Source organism: Streptomyces sp. NBC_00012, from assembly GCF_045040875.1.
Lineage (GTDB): Bacteria > Actinomycetota > Actinomycetes > Streptomycetales > Streptomycetaceae > Streptomyces.
This window is the reverse complement of sequence record NZ_CP108309.1, coordinates 4228818-4249143: the sequence shown is the minus strand read 5'-3', so window position 1 is coordinate 4249143 and position 20326 is coordinate 4228818. Positions and strand designations below refer to the sequence as shown.

Annotated in this window: 19 protein-coding genes and 1 pseudogene; 10 read left to right on the top strand and 10 right to left on the bottom strand. The window is 72.5% G+C overall.

From position 1 onward, the window contains the following. Nucleotides 1-5: 5 nt before the first annotated feature. Both OHA19_RS19505 and OHA19_RS19500 read left to right on the top strand, forming a co-directional pair. On the top strand, nucleotides 6-539 hold the full coding sequence (locus OHA19_RS19505) for a phage tail protein (protein ID WP_405714905.1): 534 nt from the start codon (nucleotides 6-8) through the stop codon (nucleotides 537-539). Nucleotides 540-982: 443 nt separating this feature from the next. Continuing rightward, entirely contained in the window at nucleotides 983-1726 is a 744-nt protein-coding gene (locus OHA19_RS19500) for a discoidin domain-containing protein (RefSeq protein WP_405714907.1), read from the top strand. 110 nt (nucleotides 1727-1836) lie between these two features. On the opposite strand, the gene OHA19_RS19495 is transcribed toward OHA19_RS19500, so the two are convergent. From OHA19_RS19495 to OHA19_RS19470, 6 genes are all read right to left on the bottom strand, one after another. After that, on the bottom strand, nucleotides 1837-3183 hold the full coding sequence (locus OHA19_RS19495) for a diaminopimelate decarboxylase (protein ID WP_405714909.1): 1347 nt from the start codon (nucleotides 3181-3183) through the stop codon (nucleotides 1837-1839). Between the two features lie 133 nt (nucleotides 3184-3316). Beyond that, nucleotides 3317-5077, bottom strand: a complete 1761-nt coding sequence (locus OHA19_RS19490; protein WP_405714911.1) for a PucR family transcriptional regulator — start codon at nucleotides 5075-5077, stop codon at nucleotides 3317-3319. Nucleotides 5078-5105: 28 nt separating this feature from the next. Then, nucleotides 5106-6341, bottom strand: a complete 1236-nt coding sequence (locus OHA19_RS19485) for a cytochrome P450 (RefSeq protein ID WP_405714913.1) — start codon at nucleotides 6339-6341, stop codon at nucleotides 5106-5108. Nucleotides 6342-6362: 21 nt separating this feature from the next. Then, the gene (locus tag OHA19_RS19480) at nucleotides 6363-7757 is read right to left on the bottom strand and encodes an NAD(P)/FAD-dependent oxidoreductase (protein ID WP_405750933.1); all 1395 of its coding nucleotides are present in this window, start codon (nucleotides 7755-7757) and stop codon (nucleotides 6363-6365) included. Then, the gene (locus OHA19_RS19475; protein WP_405714916.1) at nucleotides 7747-7983 is read right to left on the bottom strand and encodes a ferredoxin; all 237 of its coding nucleotides are present in this window, start codon (nucleotides 7981-7983) and stop codon (nucleotides 7747-7749) included. Before OHA19_RS19475 ends, OHA19_RS19480 begins: the two co-directional genes overlap by 11 nt. 133 nt (nucleotides 7984-8116) lie before the next feature. After that, complete coding sequence (locus OHA19_RS19470; protein ID WP_405714918.1) at nucleotides 8117-8791, bottom strand: hypothetical protein; 675 nt, start codon at nucleotides 8789-8791, stop codon at nucleotides 8117-8119. Between the two features lie 176 nt (nucleotides 8792-8967). Here OHA19_RS19470 and OHA19_RS19465 point away from each other — a divergent pair. The 3 genes and pseudogenes from OHA19_RS19465 to OHA19_RS19455 form a co-directional block, all read left to right on the top strand. Further along, a pseudogene (locus OHA19_RS19465) lies at nucleotides 8968-9099 on the top strand (carboxylesterase family protein); the annotation flags it as partial. Next, nucleotides 9076-9591 (top strand): carboxylesterase family protein, encoded by a 516-nt coding sequence (locus OHA19_RS19460; protein ID WP_405753280.1) that lies wholly within the window; start codon nucleotides 9076-9078, stop codon nucleotides 9589-9591. The pseudogene OHA19_RS19465 and the gene OHA19_RS19460, both read left to right, overlap by 24 nt. Then, the gene (locus tag OHA19_RS19455) at nucleotides 9588-9779 is read left to right on the top strand and encodes a hypothetical protein (protein ID WP_405714919.1); all 192 of its coding nucleotides are present in this window, start codon (nucleotides 9588-9590) and stop codon (nucleotides 9777-9779) included. The genes OHA19_RS19460 and OHA19_RS19455 overlap by 4 nt, the downstream gene beginning before the upstream one ends. A gap of 63 nt (nucleotides 9780-9842) precedes the next feature. Here OHA19_RS19455 and OHA19_RS19450 read toward each other — a convergent pair whose 3' ends face one another. Then, nucleotides 9843-11084 carry a mannosyltransferase family protein gene (locus tag OHA19_RS19450; protein ID WP_405714921.1) on the bottom strand — a complete coding sequence of 414 codons (1242 nt, stop codon included), beginning with the start codon at nucleotides 11082-11084 and terminating at the stop codon, nucleotides 9843-9845. Between the two features lie 211 nt (nucleotides 11085-11295). Between OHA19_RS19450 and OHA19_RS19445 the strand changes: the two genes are divergently transcribed. Further along, nucleotides 11296-11628, top strand: a complete 333-nt coding sequence (locus tag OHA19_RS19445; protein ID WP_405714923.1) for a hypothetical protein — start codon at nucleotides 11296-11298, stop codon at nucleotides 11626-11628. A gap of 48 nt (nucleotides 11629-11676) precedes the next feature. Here the strand turns inward: OHA19_RS19445 and OHA19_RS19440 are convergent, their stop codons facing one another. After that, complete coding sequence (locus tag OHA19_RS19440) at nucleotides 11677-12174, bottom strand: SigE family RNA polymerase sigma factor (protein WP_405714925.1); 498 nt, start codon at nucleotides 12172-12174, stop codon at nucleotides 11677-11679. A gap of 1154 nt (nucleotides 12175-13328) precedes the next feature. Here OHA19_RS19440 and uppS point away from each other — a divergent pair. Continuing rightward, on the top strand, nucleotides 13329-14018 hold the full coding sequence (uppS, locus tag OHA19_RS19435; RefSeq protein ID WP_405721690.1) for a polyprenyl diphosphate synthase: 690 nt from the start codon (nucleotides 13329-13331) through the stop codon (nucleotides 14016-14018). 98 nt (nucleotides 14019-14116) lie between these two features. Continuing rightward, the gene (locus OHA19_RS19430) at nucleotides 14117-15526 is read left to right on the top strand and encodes an oxygenase MpaB family protein (RefSeq protein WP_405721692.1); all 1410 of its coding nucleotides are present in this window, start codon (nucleotides 14117-14119) and stop codon (nucleotides 15524-15526) included. A gap of 18 nt (nucleotides 15527-15544) precedes the next feature. Here the strand turns inward: OHA19_RS19430 and OHA19_RS19425 are convergent, their stop codons facing one another. Together OHA19_RS19425 and OHA19_RS19420 are read right to left on the bottom strand one after the other, a co-directional pair. Beyond that, nucleotides 15545-16282 (bottom strand): response regulator, encoded by a 738-nt coding sequence (locus OHA19_RS19425; protein ID WP_405714929.1) that lies wholly within the window; start codon nucleotides 16280-16282, stop codon nucleotides 15545-15547. Next, nucleotides 16279-17520, bottom strand: coding sequence for a sensor histidine kinase (locus OHA19_RS19420; protein ID WP_405750930.1), 1242 nt, complete (start codon nucleotides 17518-17520; stop codon nucleotides 16279-16281). Before OHA19_RS19420 ends, OHA19_RS19425 begins: the two co-directional genes overlap by 4 nt. A 143-nt stretch (nucleotides 17521-17663) precedes the next feature. On the opposite strand from OHA19_RS19420, the gene OHA19_RS19415 reads away from it, so the two are divergent. Together OHA19_RS19415 and OHA19_RS19410 are read left to right on the top strand one after the other, a co-directional pair. After that, on the top strand, nucleotides 17664-18887 hold the full coding sequence (locus OHA19_RS19415) for a serine hydrolase domain-containing protein (protein ID WP_405714932.1): 1224 nt from the start codon (nucleotides 17664-17666) through the stop codon (nucleotides 18885-18887). Between the two features lie 53 nt (nucleotides 18888-18940). Continuing rightward, nucleotides 18941-20164, top strand: coding sequence for a serine hydrolase domain-containing protein (locus tag OHA19_RS19410; protein ID WP_405750927.1), 1224 nt, complete (start codon nucleotides 18941-18943; stop codon nucleotides 20162-20164). Nucleotides 20165-20326 lie beyond the last annotated feature (162 nt).

Here is a 20326-nt window from a genome sequence, read left to right as displayed (position 1 = left end):
CCACCATGCGCACAGCCGTGACCGGCCTGCCGACACCGCACCCGTTGATCGAACAACTCCCGGCGGTCTACCTGGAGCAGGACTTCCTGCAGCGGTTCCTCGCGGCGCTCGACGACGTACTCGCCCCGGTCCTGCTCTCCATCGACAATCTGCCCGCCCACCTCGACCCCCGCAGCGCGCCCGAGGACTTCCTCGCCTGGCTGGCCCAGTGGGTGGCCGTCGACACCCACTCGGACCAGCCGGTCGAGCAGCGGCGTGCGACGGTGCGCGGCGCGGTCGAGCGGCACAGCCGGCGGGGCACCCGGCGCGGTCTCGCGGAGGCGGTGTTCCTGGAGACCGGGATCGAGCCGGAGATCGTGGAGAGCGGCGGCACGGCGTGGTCGACGACGCCGCACACCCGGTTCCCGGGCGGCCCGCGGCCGTGGGTGACGGTCCGGGTCCGGGCCGCGCAGCCGTACCAGGTCGACCGGGTGCGGCTGGAGGAGCTGATCCGTACGGAGATACCGGCGCATGTGGGCTTCGACCTGGAGGTCTCGTGATCTGCGAGTCGTGCGGGCAGAACAACGCTCCGGGGACGCAGTTCTGTACGTCGTGCCAGGCGTTCCTGGAGTGGGAGGAGCCGGAGAGCGGGACCCCGGCGCCTTCCACCACCCGGCCGCCCCGGGCACATTGGGATCCCCACGTTCCGCCGGTCGCCCCCGCGCCCCGGCCGAATCCGCAGCAGAATCCGCAGCCTCAGCCGAATCCTCAGCCGCAGCCGACCCCCCATCCTCAGCCGACCCCCCATCCTCAGCCGCACCCCACTCCCCAGCCCCAACCGACCCTCCAGCCCCGGCCCGAGCCCTCCCCGCAGTCCCCCGTCGCCGCGACCGCCGCCCCGCGTCGCCCCGGTGACGAGACGAGCGAGCCGGTACCTGGGCCCGAGGCGCTGCCCGACGTACCGCCCGGCCCGGCGAACACACCCTCGGGCCCGCCTCCCGTAGTGCCCGTCCGCTGCCCCAACTGCCGTACGGAGAACGCCCCGGACCGCACCCTGTGCATCCGCTGCGCGCTGCTCCTGGACCCGGGCCCGCCGCCGGATGTGCGGCCGCCCTGGTGGCGCCGGATCTTCCGGCGGCGACCGCGTCAGGCGCCCACCGCGGGCACCCGGCCGAGGCGGCGGCTGTGGCGCCGCCCCGGTCTGGCACTGCCGATCGTGCTGATCGTGCTCGCGTGCGGCGTCTGGTTCGCCCTTCCGCACCTGTCCGGCTGGTTCGGCTTCGCCAAGGACGAGACCGGGACGCCGGAGGCGGTGCCGCCGACCCGGTTCCGGGCCTCCAGCACGGCCCCGGGGCACCCGGCGGGTGCGGCGTTCGATGGCTTCAACAACCGTTACTGGGCGGCCTCGGCCGCCGGGCCCGACACCGGAGTGGGCCAGTACCTGGAGTGCGACTTCGAGCAGCCGGTACGCGTACTGAAGCTGGTCGTCTTCTCGGGCACGTCGGCCAAGATGGACGAGTTCCTCACCCAGGCCCGCCCGGCCAAGGTCACCGTCGTGCTCACCTCCGCCGACGGAACCAGTGTCAGCAAGAAGCTGCGGGTCAAGGACCAGCCGGGCCAGCAGACCTTCGACCTGCGAGGTTCGGAGATCGTCAGGGCCCGGCTCACGGCCGACAGCACGTACGGGGCGGGCCCCGGCCGACGGCTCGCCGTCGCCGAGATCGAGTTCTTCGGCCGCAGGCCGTGAGACCTCGGCTCGTGAGACCGCAGGCCCTGAGCCCGCAGTCCGTGAGCCTGTAGCCCTGAGCCCGCAGTCCGTGAGCCCGTAGCCCCGAGACCGCAGCCCCCGCGAAGGACTCACTCCGTACGCAGGGCCACCAGGTTGTCCGCCTGCGCGAGACCGCTCTCCTGGACGACCTCGCGCACGCTCTGCGCCTCGCGCACCAGCGCGAACCGCACCCGCCCCTCCGCGTCGGTGCGGTAGCCGTACACCGCCGGCCGGGGCAGCGAGTTGTACGAGAAGTGCGAGGAGAAGTAGTACGCCCCGGTGTCGTACAGCGCCACCACGTCGCCCGGCTCGATGGCGGGGAGCTCGGCCCCGGTCGCGGTGAGGTCCCCGGCGAAGCAGCAGGGGCCCGCGATGTCGACGACCTGGGGCGGGCCCTGCTTGGGGCGGCCCGCGGCGTCGAGGACCCCGACGCGCAGTGGCCAGGAGCCGGGCATGAACACGGTACGGGTGGCGACCTGGGCACCCGCGTGCGTGACCGCGATCCGCCGGCCGCCGGCGGACTTGGTGTACTCGACGACGGTGCCGATCGTTCCGCTCTTGGCGAGCAGCGAGCGGCCGAACTCGGTGACCAGGGTGTAGCGGCCGTCGAAGAGCCCCGGTGCGGTCTCGCGGAGTCCGGCGACGTAGTCGGTGTACGTGGGCCGGTCCTCCTCGTCGGCGAAGTTGACGGGCAGGCCGCCGCCGATGTCGATCCCGGTGATCCGGGCGTGGCCCAGCCGGGTGTTGATCCGCTCGGCCAGCTCGTACGCCGTGCGGATGCCCTCGGCGATGAGCGGCAGCGGGCAGCCCTGGGAACCGACGTGCGCGTGCAGCCGGTTGAGCCAGGGGCGGCGCTCGAACGCCTCGGTCACCGCTTCCACGGCCCCCGGGTCACGCAGTGCGACGCCGAACTTCGAGGTCGCGGTCGCGGTGCTCATCGCGCCGATGGCCCCGGCCCCGACCTGGGGGTTCACCCGGAGGCCGATGGGTCCGGCGGCTTCCCGGCCGGCCAGCAGGCGGTCCACCCGGGCCAGCTCCTGGAAGTTGTCCAGGTTGACCGCGATGCCATGGGCGAGCGCGAACTCCAGCTCCTCGACCGTCTTCGCGGGGCTGTCGAAGACCAGCCGGTCGTACCGGAACCCGGCGGCGAGGGCCTGCTCCAGCTCACCGGGCGAGGCCACCTCGCACCCCATTCCCGCGTCCGCGAGCAGCCGCAGCACCGGCACCAGGCCGCACGCCTTGGCCGCGAACGTGTGCAGCACCGGGGCGGGCCCCTCGAACGCCTCGTTCAGCGCGTCCACCGCGGCGAGTACACCGTCCACGTCGAGCAGACCGACCACCGGCGACCGCGGACCCAGCAGCCCGTCCTCGACGGCACGCGCCAGCGCCGCCGTGCGGCGGTCACCGCGCTGCCCGGCCGCCGAGTCTGAAGTCATGCCCATCACCACAACATCCCTCCGTCTGCCTCGCCGTCACATGAGGACAGCTTCGGCGCGCGGGGCCCGGCGCGTCTTCGACCGACACGACGACGCCCGCCCGGATTCTTTGCCCTGCCGGACAGCCGAACGATCAGCGGCGGTCCGTGCCACCCGAACGACGGCCCGTGCCGTGCGGCCGGCGGGCCGCGAGCCGCAGTCCGATCTCCGCCAGGAGCCGGACGGCGGGGTCGGCCGGATCGACGCCGAACAGCTCCCGGGCCCGGCGCAGCCGGTACCGCAGGGTGTTGGGGTGCACATTGAGGCGCCGCGCCGCCGTGCCCGTGTCGCAGGACGCGTCGAGGTACACGGCGACCGAGTCGCCGTACGCCGAACCGTGCGCCCGGTCGTGCTCCACCATCGCGTGCACGGGCCCCGTCAGCGACCCCCACAACGGCTCCACCCGGTCGAGCAGCCGGAGCACCGTCGTCTCGGGGACCACCTCGTCGTACGCCGCCACCGCCGACACCACCTTCCCGGCCGACAGCCTCGCGGCCCGTTCCCGCAGCACCCGCACCACCAGCTCCGCGGCCTCCCGCGAGGCGGGCAGCCCCGACAGCCCGGCCGCCACCGGTCCGGAGCCCGCGAGGACCACGTCGCGCGGCACCGAGCGCGCGGTCGCCAGCAGGGTGCGCGACGGATCGGCCTCCCCGTCCCCGGCCGGGACCAGCACGTACAGCCGCCGCCCGGACCGCGCGGTCACGCACCCCGGCCGGTACGCGGCGGCCTGGAGCGCGAGCACATCCAGCACTCGCTGCCCGGCGGTGACGGCGGACCCGGTCTGCCCGTCGGGCATGTCGTGCACGTCGTACGCCTCCGCGACCACCACCGCGTACGGCCGGTCCGCCGCGACCCCGGCCTCGTGCGCGGACCGGACGTTCCCCTTCAGCAGCGCGTGCACCGCCCCTTCCCGAGCCCTGGCCGCCGCCCGGCCCCAGGTCTGATGGTGGGACAGATGGGGTACGGCGGCCCGCGCCGCGGTGCGCAGCGCCGCCGCCGCGTCCGCGGCGAGCGGCCGCCCGTCGGCGGCGGCCCAGATGGAACCGAGCACCTCGGGCCCGTGGCGGACCGCGATGGCCAGCCGTTCGGCGTACCGCTCGTCGGCGGGCAGCCGCACCACGTCCTCGGTGCTCCACAGCGCCCGGAAGAAGCCGCTCTCGCGGAGCTCCACGACCCGCCAGCGTGGGACCTCCTGGCCGAGGATCGTCAGCCGGCGCATCGGATCGGGCTCGTGGTCCATCCGTGAATAGGCCAGCACACGCGACTGCGGGTCCTCGATGGTGATGGCTCCGCCGACCAGGTCCGCCACCGTGTTGGCCAGGTGGGACAGGTCGCCGAGGAGCAGCGCCCCCACCCCGGCGGTTCCGGCCGCTCCGGCCGGGGCGCTGTGCGCCAGGGCCGTCCGCAGCCGGCCGAGCACCTCCGTCCACTCCTGCCCCGGCCGCCGGGTCAGCAACGCCGTACGCCCTCGGCCCGCCGCCTCCAGCAGCGCGGCCCGCGGTCCCCGGGCGCCCCGCCGCAGCACCACGGCCGCCGCCCCGGCCCGGTCGGCGGCGCGCAGCACGTCGAGCGCCTCGGGCGAGGAGACCTCCACACCGACCGCGAGCAGGACCGGCCCGGCAGCCGCCCGCGCGCCGTCGAGCCGTTCCGTACCGTCGAGCCGTTCCGCGCGGTCGTCCGGCTCCGGGCCGTCGCCCTCCCGCTCCTCGCCGGGGTCGAGCAGCATCACGTCGGTCACCGGCACACCGGTACCGCGCGGCGCCACGACGACATCGAGCATTCCGGGGTCGATCAGCCCGAGGATCTGCTCCAGCGGGGGCCCGGTCTCGCGCCGGTCCGGTTCGTGCGTCGGCATCCGCCCATCATCGTCCGGACGACCGGCTTCAGGAACGGAGCCCGTCGAACGAGACGTTCAGATGACGGGGCCCGCGCAGCACGGCGTTCTGCCGGTACGGGGGCGGGTCCTCCACCAGCCGCGGGGCGTCGAGCCGCTGGGCGAGTGCGGTCAGGGCGAGCTGGGCCTCCAGCCGCGCGAGGGGTGCGCCGAAGCAGTTGTGGATGCCGCTGCCGAAGCCGAGGTGCTGGATGTCCGGCCGGTCGGGGTCGAAGCGGTCCGGGTCGGGGAACCGCTTCGGGTCCCGGTTGCCGGCTGCCAGGACCAGCCAGACGGAGGCGCCCTTGGGGATGGTGGTGCCGGCGATGTCGATGTCCGCGAGGGTAGTGCGCTGCGGGAGCAACTGCACGGGCGGCTCGAAGCGCAGCAGCTCCTCCACGAGCGGGACGGCCAACCGGGAGTCGTCGCGCAGCCGTTCGAGGACGTCCGGGTTGCGCAGCAGGGTGAGCGTCCCGTTGGTGATGAGGTTGACCGTGGTCTCGTGACCGGCGATCAGGAGCAGCGCGGCGGTGCTGAGCACCTCCATCCGGGACATCTGCCCGTCCGGGCCGTGCTGGGTGACCAGCGCGGAGAGCATGTCGTCGCCGGGGGCGCCGCTGCGCTCGTCGATGAGCCCGGACAGGTACATCCCCAGTTCGGTGCGGGCCTCATGGGTGGCGCGGCGCTGCGCACCGGGGTCCCCGCCCGGGTCCGGGTCGAGTCCGGCGGCGATGGTGTCGGCCCAGGAGTGGAAGCGTGCCTCGTCCTCGCGCGGAATGCCCAGCAGCCGACAGATCACGGTGACGGGGAAGGGGTACGAGAAGTCGTCGACGATGTCGACCTGTTTCCGGTCCCCGAACCCGTCGACGAGGCCGTCGACGATGCGGGCCAGTTCGCCGCGCATGCCGTCCACGCGCCGGGGCGTCTCCGGCGGCCCGAACGGGCGCATCGTCATCCGGCGCAGCCGGTCGTGCTCGGGAGGGTCCAGCCGCAGGAAGGCGGGCGGCAGCGGTGAGGCCTCCTCCTCCTGGAGCAGCGTGCCCGAGGCGCCGGGGGAGAGGTTGCGGGCGTCCGAGCTGATCCGGGGATCGTGCAGCAGGCTCTTGATCTCCCAGTACGTGCTGACGACGAACAGTTCGTCGCCCTCCTGCCGCACCGGTTTCTTGCGGAGCTCGGTGTACAGCGGGTACGGGTCGGCGCGGTTGGCGTAGTCGATGATCTGCCGCAGGAGCGTGTCTTGCGTCATGGTGGCGGGATCCTTGCTGGGTCAGGCCCGGGCGGGGTTGAAGGTGATCCGCTGGTCGGTGGGTGAGTAGCCGCTGACGGTGACGGACGGCCCGTGGGTGGGCAGAGAGGGGTCCGGGAAGTCGGCCGGGACCGGCCGCAGGCCTTCGGGGCGGCGGTCCACCGAGGAGTACTCCGGGGGGAACGGCGCGGCCGTCTCGATCTGCCGCTGGTAGAACTCCAGCCACTTCGTCTGGTCGAAGGAGACCGCGGCGATGACCCGGCCCTGGTACCCGTAAACACCGGTGAAGCGGTGGTCGGCGAGCGAGCCCTGGGCGACGATGATCTCCTCGCCCAGCGACGGGACGCCGACCGACTTGATGTTGACCCCGAACTGGGAGGACCAGAAGGCCGGCACCCACAGATGGGGGCGGCGCTCGGAACTGCTGCTGATCATGTTGTGCGCAGCGGTCCCGGCCTGCGTGACGGCGTTTCCCCAGTGCTCCAGGGAGAGGAACTGGTAACCGAAGATCGCGTGCGGGGACCGGGCGACATCACCGGCGACGAAGACGTCGTCGGTCACGATGCCGCGTACGTCGAAGGCCCGGCATCCCGCGTCGCAGGCGATTCCGCGTGGACCGGCGCCGAGCCCGGATCCGGCCAGCCACTCGGTGTTCCGGGTCGCGCCGAGCGAGACGACGGCGACGTCCGTGTCGAGGGTGGTGCCGTCGGACAGATGGGCGCGCCGCAGCCGGCCCGCCGAGTCGCCCTCAAGACCGGTGACCATGATTCCGCAGCGCAGGTCCACCCCGTGCGCGAGCTGGAGTTCCGCGGCCACCTGGCCGACCACCCCGCCGAGCGCGCCCACCAGGGGTGACGCCCCGCGTTCGGCGACGGTCACCGGCAGCCCGCGCTCGCGGCAGGCCGAGGCGATCTCCGAGCCGGTGAAGCCCGCGCCGATGACGAGCACCCGGCGCGGCGACGCGGCCAGCCGCCGCTGGAGCCGGGCCGCGTCGTCGCGGGTGCGCAGCACGAAGACCCCGTCCAGCCCGGCCTCCGCCGGATGCGGCCACGGCCGGGCCCGTACACCGGTGGTGATCAGCAGCCGGTCGTATTCCACCTCGTCGCCGTCGGCCAGCCGCACCCGCCTGGCCGCCATGTCCAGCCCGGCGGCGGCGACCCCGAGCCGCCACTGCGCGTCGAGCCCGTGGAGCCGGGGCAGCTCGGTGCGGTCGGCGGACGCGTGGCCCAGCAGGACCTGCTTGGAGAGCGGCGGACGGTCGTACGGCTCGTGGGGCTCGTCGCCGATCAGCGTGAGCGAACCGGTGAAGCCCTCCTTCCGCAGGGTCTCCGCGGCCCGCAGGCCCGCCAGCGAGGCGCCGACGATCACGATCCGCCCCTCGCGCCGCAGCCGCTCCAGAGCACCGTCACCGGACACCGGACAGCCCCTCTCCCGCCGCGGCCGGTGGCTCGTCCGGGTACTCCACCAGGATGGCCTGCACCGGACACGCGGTGGCGGCACGCAGCACCTGCTCGCGCTGCGCCTCGTCGGCGTGCGGGTTGTACAGGAGGGATTCCTCGCCGTGCATGGCGAAGACATCCGGTGCCAGGAAGGCGCACTGTGCGTACCCCTGGCACCGGTTGAGATCGACGACAAGCCTCATCAAGGGGCCGCCCTTCCGAGTAGTACTCCGAGCACTCCCGCCCCAGCGTGCGAGGGCCGTTCCGGATCCGCGAGCACAGGCGGACCGATGGAGTTATCGCCGGACCGATGGAGTTATCGCCGGGCCGATGGGGTTATCGCCGGACCGGCGGATCCGCCGCACCGGCCACGAGGATGTGGAGGCCGACGGCCAGGGCCCACACGGGGAACACCAGCTCGGACCAGGCGACGCTGCCCGCCGCGAAGAGCAGGGTCAGGCCCACGAGGGCGCCGAGAATCGTGAGCGGGCGCGGCAGGACGCCGAGCCGGTGCGCGATGCCGGAGGTCGAGAAGACGAAGACCGCGGCCATGCGCATCGAGTAGGTGGTCAGCAGGCCGTACGTGAAGTTTCCGCCGAACACCCACAGTTGACCCCCGGGGTCGGCCCCCTTGGTCGACAGCAGGCTGCCGGCCGCCGCTGTGGCTCCGAAGAGGGTCGCGACGAAGACCAGGCCGCTGCCCAGGAAGACAGTGGCGAGGAACTTGTCCTCGGCGTCCCCGATGCGTGCGCGCACGGCCCCCATGAACCACAGGAAGGAGATGCCCGCGAACGGGACGAGTTCGAGCGCCGTCCGCACGGTGCGCCGGCGCGAGGGATCGGTCAGCCACTCACCGGAGCCCTTGCCCGGTTCGGACGGAATCGCCAGCCGGATCATGACGATGGCGGCGGCGAGCAGCAGGGCGAAGACGACCCCGGCCGTTCCCGCGGCCCGCGGAGTGCGCAGAGCCCGGCCCCGCGTATCCGGTCGCGTCTTCCGTCGCGGCTCCATGGGCGGTCGTTCGCCTCCTCCGGCTCCGGGGCCGTCGCCGGCCCGACGCCCCCGGGACCAGCAAGCCCCCGCACGGCGCCCGGTGCCACCCGGACCGGGCGGGAGGGTGAGCCGCGGGTCGGCCGGGTGGCCCGCCGGCCGGCCGCCCGGCCCTCGGCGCGCCCGCCGAGTCCGACGGAAAGCGGCCGGTGATCGTCTGGATCCACGGCGGCAGCCTGATGTACGGCACCGGGGAGATGTACGGGCCCGACCGGCTGGCCGCCGGGGGCGCGGTCGTCGTGTCGATGAACTACCGGCTGGGGGTGATGGGTTTCCTGAGCGGTCCCGCCGTCGAGGGCGCGGACGGCCTCGGCCTGGAGGAGTCCCCCGCCGAGGCGCTGCGCACCGGGAGGTTCAACCGGGTGCCGGTGCTGGTCGGCGTCGACCACGACGAGGAACGCGGCGCGGTCCTCGGCCAGGAGCTGGCGCCCGGGGGTGCGCCCATGAAGCCGGACGAGTACGAGCCCGCCGTCCGCGAGCAGTTCGGGGACCGGGCCGACGCCGTGCTCGCGCGCTACCCGCTGTCCGCGTTCGGCTCGGCCGGCGAAGCCCTGGCGGCGGTCCGTACCGACTCGGCGTGGTCGGTGCCGACGCTGGACACCGCCCGGCTGCTGGCGCAGTGGACGCCGACCCGTATGTACGAGTTCAGCGAGCGCGGCACACCCTGGTTCAGGGGGTATCCGGCACCGGGCTTCGAGCAGCGCGCCCAGCACATGTCCGAGCTGGCCTACCTGTTCGACCTGGACCTGTCCAGGACGTGAAGGCCGGACAGGCCGGGTTCCGCGACCGGATGATCAGCACCTGGGTGGGCTTCGCCGGGTCGGGCCGGACGGACTGGCCCGGCTTCCGCGGCGCGGACGGACATGTGCAGACCCTGGCCTCGGACACCTGGCAGCGCGCGGACTTCGTACGGGACCACCACTACCGGTTCTGGAAGAACCACAGCTGACCACAGCTGACCGCGGTCGGGCCGGACCGGTCGGACCGGGGCGGCCGGACCGGTCCGCGCGGTTCAGCCGGCCCACCGTCCGGAGAGGAAGGTGACGGCGACGATGGTCGTCAGGGGCGCCGCGACGGTGAGGTAGACGGTCCGGACGCGCGGTCGCCGCAGGCTCCAGGCGGCGAGCCCGGTCCACAGGGGCCACCACAGCAAGGTCGCCCGGGGAATGGAGGTGTACCAGTAGGACGTGCCCAGCGCCCACAGGCTGAGCGCGATGTACGCCGCCTCCGCCCAGCGCCGCCGCCGGAGCAGCAGGCCGCACAGCACCAGGCCGACGACCATGGTGAGGAGTTCGGCCTGCGACATGAGGGCGTACCCGGTGGCCTGGGAGTGCCCGAAGGCGGCGTGCCAGGTGTTCCGCCACGCTTCCCAGGGGGCGTGGAAGTCGCGGTACCAGCCGCGTTCCTCGGCGTGTTTCCACGCCATCCAGTCACCGGTGTGCGCGTGCAGGTACCAGCTGTGGAGCAGCGGCGGCAGGGCGGGCAGCGCCAGCCAGGGGAGCCGGCGCCAGTGGGCGGGGGTGCGGGCGGTCACGAGGAAGTGGACCGCGAGGGCCGCCGCGAGGAAGAGCCCGCTGACCCGGACGGTGGTGGCCAGGCAGGTGAGGACGGCCGCCAGCGGCCAGTTGAGCCGCTGGGCGGCCAGCCAGGCCGGGAGGGCGAAGGCGAGGAAGAGCGCCTCGGTGTAGCCGGCGGCGAGGAAGACCGCGCACGGGGACAGCAGGAAGAACAGCGCCGCGCGCGGCCCCGCACCGTCCTGCGACACGTGCGGCCGGGCGATCCTGGCGAGGGCCAGTACGGCGACCCCTCCGGCGACGAACGAGATCAGCGCACCGGCGGCGGGCCAGCTGGGGACGACGACGTGGACGGCCCGCAGCAGGAACGGGAAACCGGGGAAGAATGCCTCCCTGTTGTCCCAGCCGGCCGTCCAGGGACCGGTCCCGTCCGGGAAGTAACCGGACTGGGCTATGTGCAGGTAGTGCCACCAGTCCCACCGCTGCCACGAGGAGAAGAACGAACCGGCGTGGCGGGCCCGCCCGTCGTCGGGGAACAGCCACCGGGTGCAGTACGCGGTGGTCCAGATCCCGGCCCGGGTCAGCAGATACAGCCACAGCACCTCGCGGTCGGCGGCCCCGATCCGCGGGAACCGCCGGCCGGGAGGCCCCGGCACCGCCCTCGGGACAGGACGAGCCGCCCCGAGGCCGCCGGTGCCGGCAACCCGGGGACGCTCCCGCTGCGGGATCGAAAGACTCACTGCACAGTCACCTGATTCACCTGATTCACCTGATTCACCTGATTCACCTGATCCCTCTGACCCACCTGGTTCGCCTCGTTCACCTGGCTCTTCCGCTTCGATCCCGCGCACGCCGAACGCCCGGATGGAGGCCACTGGGGACGGGGCCGTGGCCGGGGACGGGGCCGCGGACGCCGGGAATCCCGGCAGAAGGGATCAGGGAGGCGGCAGCGTGATGCTCCGGCTGGGAGCGGTCCTCGACCCCGACGGGCTCACGCTCTCGCTCTCACCGGAGGAGGGCGTGTGCGTCGGCGGCGGACTGGTCCGGGGCGCGCCGGGCGTTGACGTGGAGGGAACCGGCGAGAGCCGGGGCGACGGAACGGGCGACGGGGTGGTGGCCGGCACGGTGGTATTCCTGCTGTCCGGCAGCAGCGTGGCCACAGCCGCACCCGTACCGGAGAAGACCAGACAGGCCCCCACGGCCAGCGCGACAATCCGGCGCCTGCGTACGCGTTCGCCGCGCTCGGTGATGTACGACGGCGGCGCGGAACGCGCCCGCGACTGACCGGCGGCGGCGGCTTCCTTGAACAGCGACCTCAGCGGGTCTTGGGGTTCAGACACAGGGCCCCTCCTCGGTACGCGGATCCTGCAGACGATGAGAGAGCGTGGCCCGGCCCCGGGCCAGATGTGTCTTGACGGTGCTGGCCGCCAGGCCGGTCTCCGCGGCGACCTGTTCGACGGTCAGATCGCAGACGTAGTGCAGCGCCAACGTGCGGCGCTGCTTGGACGGCAGCTCCCGCAACGCCTCCACCAGGGCCACCGTCTCCGGCCCGGGCGCCTCCGTATGGGGAGGCGCACCGCTGCGCCGCCAGGCATCCGCCGCCCGCCGCCGCCCCCGCCACCGACTCACCGCCAGCCGCCAGGCGACCGTGCGGATCCACGCCTCGGGCTGCCCGTCACGATCGAGCTGACGCCGCCGGCTCCACCCCTTGACGAATGCTTCCTGCACCACGTCCTGCGCTTCGTGCTGGTCGCCGAGCATCACGAACAACTGCCCCGTCAGCCGGGCAGCCGTCTGCGCGTAGAACTCTTCGAACTCCTCGACGGTCAACAAACAACTCCTGGATCTCCTCGGTCTCACCGGGCATACGCCCGACGCCCCTCATCCGGACGACACGGAACCCGAAGAAATCGGGTGACGGTGATCACACGGACTAGGCCCGGGGTGCGTCGGAAGCTCTGCCCCCCGGCATCCAGGCGTGCCAGAGAAATAGGCGGCAAACCCTTGACCAGTGAGAAATATGGAGGAAAATTATCAATACACCAGAAAACCAGAGCGAGCCGCACCCGTCGGCGGAGACGTCCGCCGACCCGAGTGACCCCTCGTTGGCTCTGGCCAGGCCCCCGGCAGCTCCTCCGGACACCAGAGCTTTCAGCGACGGTTGAAAGCCCCGGCACCGAGAAGGACTACCGGGGACTGCATGTGTGCACCTCCGCGAACGCGCCGGGCGGGCCCATCGCCCCCGGCGCGCCTTTGCTGTCCGCAGCACCGGCGGACGGCCGACGGAGTGGCACGGGCGGTGAGCTGCGGATCCCCGAGGTCCACACCGCCCCGAGGCGCGCCCGAGCAGTCGGAGGCAGCCGAGAGCACCCTCGGCGGCTCCGTCGACACAGCCGCCGCCCTCCCGGCCGGCCCCGCCGACGCCCTTCGGGACGCGGCCTTCGACGCCTTCGCCCGGGAGATGCGGATCGCCGCCGTGGCCTGCGTCGTCCTGACGGCGGGCGCGGCCGTTCTCATCGCCGCCCTGCTCCGCTCGACACAGGACACACCCGCCCCGCAGCAGCCCGCAGCAGCCCGCGGCGGATCCGGACGGCCCCGGACTGGGCGGGGGGCGCTCCACGGCAGCCTCATCGTCCACAGAGCTCTCCTGAGCCGTACTGGTGACCGCGCCACGGGGTCGTTAAATCGGACTGACGTACTGAAGGTGAATATGCGGAGATCGCCATGTGTCCGGGGCCGGGCACCGGCACCCTGCTGAGTGTCGATCCGCGCACCGTCCGGTGCCACGGTGACGCGCGGCCGGGGGAGTGGTGCCGAGTGGGTGGGTGCGAGTCGGAGGGGACTGCGCCGTGGCAGCCGGGGGAGCACGCATGACGGTCGAAGGAGCCGATGGCACGTCTGCCCCGCCGTTGGACCGTACGCATCCGGGTCGCCCGGCCGATGAGGACCGGCGCAGAGGTGTTCCGCGCCATGTCGCGTGCGTGATGGACGGGAACGGCCGGTGGGCGGCACGGCGGTCCCTGCCGCGTACGTCGGGTCACCGGGCGGCGGAAACAACGGTGATCGACGTCATCGAGGCGGCGCGGACGGCGGGCGTGGAGTGGCTGAGCCTGTACGCGTTCTCCACCGAGAACTGGCGACGCCCGAGCAGCGAGGTCGACTTCCTCATGCAACTGGTGCGCCGCGTGGTACGCAAGCACGCCCCGCTGCTGCACGCCCGCGGCATCCGCTGCCGGTTCCTCGGAGTGACGGACCCTAGGATTCCCGCGCCGCTGGCCAGGGACTTCGCCGACCTGATGACGCTGACCGACACGAACCGAGGCATGACGCTGACGGTTGCGTTCGACCACGGCGGACGCAGGGACATCGTCGAGGCGGCACGGTCCCTCATCCGCAGCGGGGTGTCGGCCGATGCCGTCGATGAGCGGCACTTCGCCGCTCATCTGCCCTTTTCCGACACACCCGATGTGGACCTCGTCATCCGGACATCCGGCGAACAGCGGATCTCCAACTTCATGCTCTGGCAGGTGGCCTACGCCGAGTGGACCTTTCCGCCGGTGCTCTGGCCCGACTTCCGCGCGCCGCACTTCGTGGAGTGCCTGCACGCCTACCAGCAACGCGATCGCCGCTTCGGCGGCGTGACGCCGCACGCGAACGGAGAACCCCAGCCGTGACGGACCCAGGCAGCAGCCACCCCGGGCACACCCATTCCGACGCCGCCGACCACCACGGTGGCCCCGCACGACCGGCACCCGACGTACCGCCCGGATCCTTGTTCGGTCCCGACTCCCAGTTCCACCGGTTCTTCAACGATCCACGCTGGGGACTGGCCGTGATCAGGGCCACGGTGCTGGAGGCCGCCCACCCGCAGATCGGTGCGGCCCTGATCGACAGCTCGACGTTCGTGGCGCACCCGTGGCGACGGCTGAGCAACACCCTCGTGAGCCTGCAGCGCATGTTCGGCGCCGACGAGCACCAGCGGCAGAGGGAGGCGGCGCGGCTGAACCGCCTGCACGCGCGGCTGAGCGGCACCGACGCGCAGCACCGGCCCTACGACGCGATGGACCCCCAGGTCCGGGCCTGGGTGGTCGCGACGCTCTTCGAGAGCTCCGTCACCATGTGCCGGCTGAGCGGGCAGCCGCTCGACCGGACCACCATGGAACGGCTCTACGCCGAATACCAGGCATTCCTCGCGGCCCTGGGGGACGGGGCCGGCCATCTGCCGCCCACGGTGCAGGAGTTCTGGCAGTACTACGACCACATGGTCCATGAGGAACTGGAGAACACCGAAGCGCTGCGCATCATCCTCTACAAGCTCTTCGACCATCTCCCGGCGCCGCCCCTGCTGGACGGCCTGCCCACCGCGTGGGCGGCGGGCCGCGCGCTCGCGGGCCCTGTCATCGGCACGATCACCGTGGCGTCTCTCCCCGAGCCCTTCCGCCGACGGGCGGGTCTGCCCGAAACCCCCGGTGCCCAGATGCTGATGCAGAGCGTCTACATGGCCGCCGGCCTGGCACGCTTCCTGCCCACCGACTGGATCCGGACCGAGAGTCTCGCCGGCCTGCTCCGCCCGTCCTCGGACAGCGACGCCCATGGGGCCGCGGCGCTCGCCGCGCTGCGTGGCCGGATGAAGCAGGCCGGTGCCCTGTTCCGGCTGGTCACGCCGATTACCGGGCAGCACGGTCGCGCCGAGGAGACCGGGGAGCGGCGCAGCGCCGATGAATTCTTCACCGCAGTGCTGGACCAGACCGGCGACGGTTACCTGGACTGGCCCGATCTCGCTGCCATGGCAAGGGAGTTGTCCTCCCGTCTCGACCTGGACGAACCGGAGGAGACCAAGCTCTACAACGCGTACGCCGAGTGGTGGAGGGAGCTCCAGGCGGCCCTCGACATCGATGGTGACGGCCGCATCAGCAAGGAGGAGTACGCCGCCGCCGTTCCCTCACTCGCCGGGCCCGCGCTGATCAGGGTCGCCGACGTGCTCTTCGACGTCACCGACGCGGACGGCGACCAGTTCATCGACGCGGACGAGTACCGTGCGCTGTTCCGGACCGGGTTCGGGCGCACGGTGTCCGACGCGGACGCGAGGTACTCCCGCAGCGCGTTCGTGAAGGACTTCCTTTCCTTCATGTCGAGCCGCCGGCGTTCGACCGCCTACGACCCGCTGCTCGCCGACGCGTAGGACACCTCGGGGCGCCGGTCAGCCGGTGAAGCCCGGGACCATCAGGCCGGACTCGTACGCGATCACCACCGCGTGGGTCCGGTTCTGCGCGCCGAGCTTGGGCAGTACGTTTCCGACGTGGGTCTTGACCGTCTCCAGGCTCACCGTGAGGGACTGCGCGATCTCCGGATTGGAGAGGCCGGTGGCCATCAGGCGCAGCACCTCCTCCTCCCGTCCGGTCAGGCCGGCCTGCGGCAGGGCCTCGGCGGAGCCCAGCGGGCGGGCGGCGACCATGCGGCCCAGTGCGGCCGGGAAGAGGACCGCTTCGCCCGCCGCCACCACCCGGACCGCCTCGGCGATCCGGGGGACCGGGAGGCGTTTGAGGACGAAGCCGCTGGCGCCCGCGCTGAGGGCGGCGGTGACGTACCCGTCGTTCTCGAAGGTGGTGATCACCACGACCTTCGGTGGGGCGGCCGATTCGGCCAGCAGCTGGCGGGTGGCCTCGATCCCGTTGCGACGCGGCATCCGGACGTCCATCAGGACCACGTCCGGCCGCAGGCTGCGTGCGCGTTCGACCGCCTCGACGCCGTCGGCGGCCTGACCGACCACCGTGATCCCCGGCTGCGCGGCGAGCAGCATGCCCAGGCCGCTGCGGGTCACCTCGTCGTCGTCGGCGATCAGGAGGCTGACGGCGGGGTCGGTGGCGGTGGGGAGGGCGACGGTGGGGCCGGTGGCGGCAGGGAGGGCCTTTCCTTCGTCCGCGCCGGATCCACTCACGTCGACACCCGCACCGGCAGCCGGACGGCCAGCCGCCAGTGCTGCGTCCCGTCGGGGCCGGCCCGGAACTCACCGTGCAGCAGCCGGACGCGCTCGGCCAGGCCGGACAGACCGTGGCCGGAGGCCGGGAAGGCCCCCGGGCCCGGGTCCGTCCGTGCCCCGGTCCGGTTGACCACCGTGAGATCCAGCGCGTCCGGCCCGGCCGCCACCTCGATCCTGATCGGGCCGCCCGCCCCGTGGCGCAGCGCGTTCGTCAGCCCCTCCTGGAGGATCCGGTACGCCGCCCGGGAGAGCGTTCCCTGCACCTGCGTCAACTCGCCCGACAGCTCCGGTTCCACCACCGCCCCCGCGTGCCGCAGACGGTCCAGCAGCCCGGGGAGGTCGGCCAGGGTCCGCGTCGGTGCCGTCCCCGACTGTTCCTCGCGCAGCACTCCGAGTACGTAGTCCAGGTCTTCCAGCGCGGCCCGCGTCGACTCCTCGATGCTGCGCATGGCGGCCCGCGCCGTGGCCGGGTCTGTGGAGAGCACCTCGCCCGCCACCGCCGCCTGGATGGTGGCCGCCGTCAGCGTGTGCCCGATCGAGTCGTGCAACTCGTGGGCAATCCGGTTGCGTTCGGCCAGCAGCATCTCCCGCTCGGCGGCCAGCGCGAGCCGTTCGGCCGCCGACGGCCCCAGCAGCCGTGGCGCCGACCACCGCAGTGTCTTCGTCACCAGTACGCAGATGGCCACCGCCAGCAGGATGAACACGGGTGCCACCACCCAGCTCCACCCGCCCGACGCCTGGAGCGACGTGCCGAACAGACTCACCCGCGCCTCGCCGCCGAGCCAGTTCCCCGGCAGGGCGAGGCCCATGATGAACAGCACCCCGCTCGCCAGTGCCCCCGTCCACCCGACGGCCACGTGCAGCACCAGCCAGACCGGGGTCCGCCAGCGGTCGAGACCGGGTGATCCGGAGGTCCGGCGGCCGGCCACCGGATTCGGCAGCGGTATTTGTAGCAGCCGGCGGGCGGATGCGACCAGCGCCCGCCGTACGGGGCGCGCCAGCCCGGCCGAGCCGACCAGCGCCGCCCAGACCAGCAGGACCAGGGCGATCTGCACGCTCTCGGGTGCGGACGGCCACGACAGCGCGGGCAACAGGGCGAAAGGCAGCAGCGGAAGGCTCGCCAGCGCCCCGCAGTAGGCGAACAGCACACCCGAATACGTGGAGCCGCGCAGCAGCGGCCTGATTCCCCTGATCATGGGCGCCAGTATCGCCGGGCAGCCCACCGGCAGCCTCCCCCGATCGGGGGAGCGATTTCTCCCGCCTTGCCGCGATGCGGTCAAGGGGCCCTGGAAACCAGGATCGTGCCCCGACCATCCTACGATTCTTCAGGAGTTGACTCATGCGTGCTCGGACCCGGCAGGGCCTTCGTTCCTCGACCCGGCAGTGTGGTGGCAAGCGGCGGCGGGCCGTGTCGGCCGCGGCCGCGGTGGCCATCGGTGTCATGACACTGGGCGCACTCGCCCCGCCCGCCTCCTTCGCCTCTTCCGCCTCCTCCGTCTCCTCCGTCTCTTTCGCCCCGGATTCCGTGACCTCCCTCGGGCCCGACGCCGTCCAGCGGGCTCTGAACACGCTGGTGCGTGACGACGGGATGCCCGCCGCGCTGGCGAGCGTCAAGGACCGGAACGGCCGCACCCGCTCCTACACCGCGGGAGTCGGCGACCTGGCCACCGGCTCGAAGGTGCCCAGGGACGGGCAGGTACGGATCGGCAGCAACACCAAGGCGTTCACGGCGGTCGTGGTGCTGCAGCTGGTCGGCGAAGGGAAGGTCGGCCTGGACGCCGACGTCGACACCTACCTGCCCGGCCTGGTCCGCGGGGACGGCATCGACGGGCGCCGCATCACCGTCCGCCAGCTCCTCCAGCACACCAGCGGACTCCCCGAGTACGGCATTCACATCGACGACGACGAGCTCAGGCACCGGTACTTCGAACCGCGCGAACTCCTCGACATCGCTCTCCGGGACAAGGCCGACGCGGCTCCGGGCGAGACGTGGGGATACAGCAACACCAACTACGTCCTGGCCGGCCTGATCGTCCAGAAGGTCACCGGCCGTCCCCTCGCCGAGGAGATCGACCGGCGCGTCATCAAGCGCATCGGGCTGCGCCACACGTACTTCCCCACTCCCGGCGACATGACCATCCGGGAGCCGCACCCCCAGGGCTACCACCGCAACCCGGCGGACGGACCGCTGCGCGACTTCACGAACACCGATCCCTCCGCAGGCTGGGCGGCAGGCCAGCTGATCTCCACCGACTCCGACCTCAACCGCTTCTTCGCCGCACTCCTGGCCGGCCGCCTCCTTCCCCCGGCCCAGCTCGCCCAGATGCGCACGACCGTCCCCGCCGGGACCTCCGGCCTCCGCTACGGGCTGGGACTCACGAGCAGGCCGCTGTCGTGCGGCGGCGTGTACTGGGGCCACGGCGGAGACATCCCGGGATACGAGACCCGGGGCGGAGTCACCGAGGACGGCCGCGCCGTCAACATCACGGTCACCAGCATCCCGACGGACGAGGCGGCCGTGCAGCACGTGAAGGACGCCGTGGACAGGGCCCTGTGCGGATGACTCACGCACCCGCGACCCGGACGACCGTCCTACGATTCTTCAGGAGTTGACTCATGCGTGCTCGGACCCGGCAGGGCCTTCGTTCCTCGACCCGGCAGTGTGGTGGCAAGCGGCGGCGGGCCGTGTCGGCCGCGGCCGCGGTGGCCATCGGTGTCATGACACTGGGCGCACTCGCCCCGCCCGCCTCCTTCGCCTCTTCCGCCTCCTCCGTCTCCTCCGTCTCTTTCGCCCCGGATTCCGTGACCTCCCTCGGGCCCGACGCCGTCCAGCGGGCTCTGAACACGCTGGTGCGTGACGACGGGATGCCCGCCGCGCTGGCGAGCGTCAAGGACCGGAACGGCCGCACCCGCTCCTACACCGCGGGAGTCGGCGACCTGGCCACCGGCTCGAAGGTGCCCAAGGACGGGCAGGTACGGATCGGCAGCAACACCAAGACCTTCGTCGCGGTCGTCGTACTCCAACTCGTCGCGGAGCGGAGGGTGCACCTGGACGCCGACGTCGACACCTACCTGCCCGGCCTGGTCCGCGGGGACGGCATCGACGGGCGCCGCATCACCGTCCGCCAGCTCCTCCAGCACACCAGCGGACTCCCCAACTACAGCGACTACCTCGGGGACGACGTCCGGTACTACACCCCCCGCGAACTGCTCGCCACGGCCCTCCAGCACCCGGCCGACTTCGACCCCGGGACGAGCTGGAAGTACAGCAACACCAACTACGTGCTCGCCGGCCTGATCGTCCAGAAGGTCACCGGCCACCCGCTGGCCAAGGAGATCGACCGGCGCGTCATCAAGCGCATCGGGCTGCGCCACACCTATTTCCCCGCCCCCGGTGACGCGGGCATCCGGGAGCCCCACCCGCACGGCTACTACCGGGAATCGGCGGACGCGCCGCTGCGCGACATCACGGAGACCGACCCCTCCTGGGGCTGGGCGGCAGGCCAGCTGATCTCCACCGGCTCCGACCTCAACCGCTTCTTCAGCGCACTCCTGGCCGGCCGCCTCCTTCCCCCGGCCCAGCTCGCCCAGATGCGCTCCACCGTCCCCGCCGAAGCGACCTTCGGCCCCCGCGCCCGCTACGGACTCGGCCTCGTCAGCAGGCCACTGCCGTGCGGCGGCCTCTCCTGGGGCCACGGCGGCAGCTTCCCGGGGTACGAGACCCGGGGCGGCGCCACCGACGACGGCCGAGCCGCCGGCGTCGCGGTCACCATGCAACTCACCGACGAAGCGGACCGGAGGAACCTCGAGCACACCGTGGACACCGCCCTGTGCCGCTGAATCCCGGCCGAGGACCACGAACGTCGAAGGGCCCCGCAGCAAGCTGCGGGGCCCTTCGACGTATTGCCCGGTGAGAGCAATGGCGGAGGATACGAGATTCGAACTCGTGAGGGGTTGCCCCCAACACGCTTTCCAGGTGTTCGTTTGGGAGTTCGGGGAGGG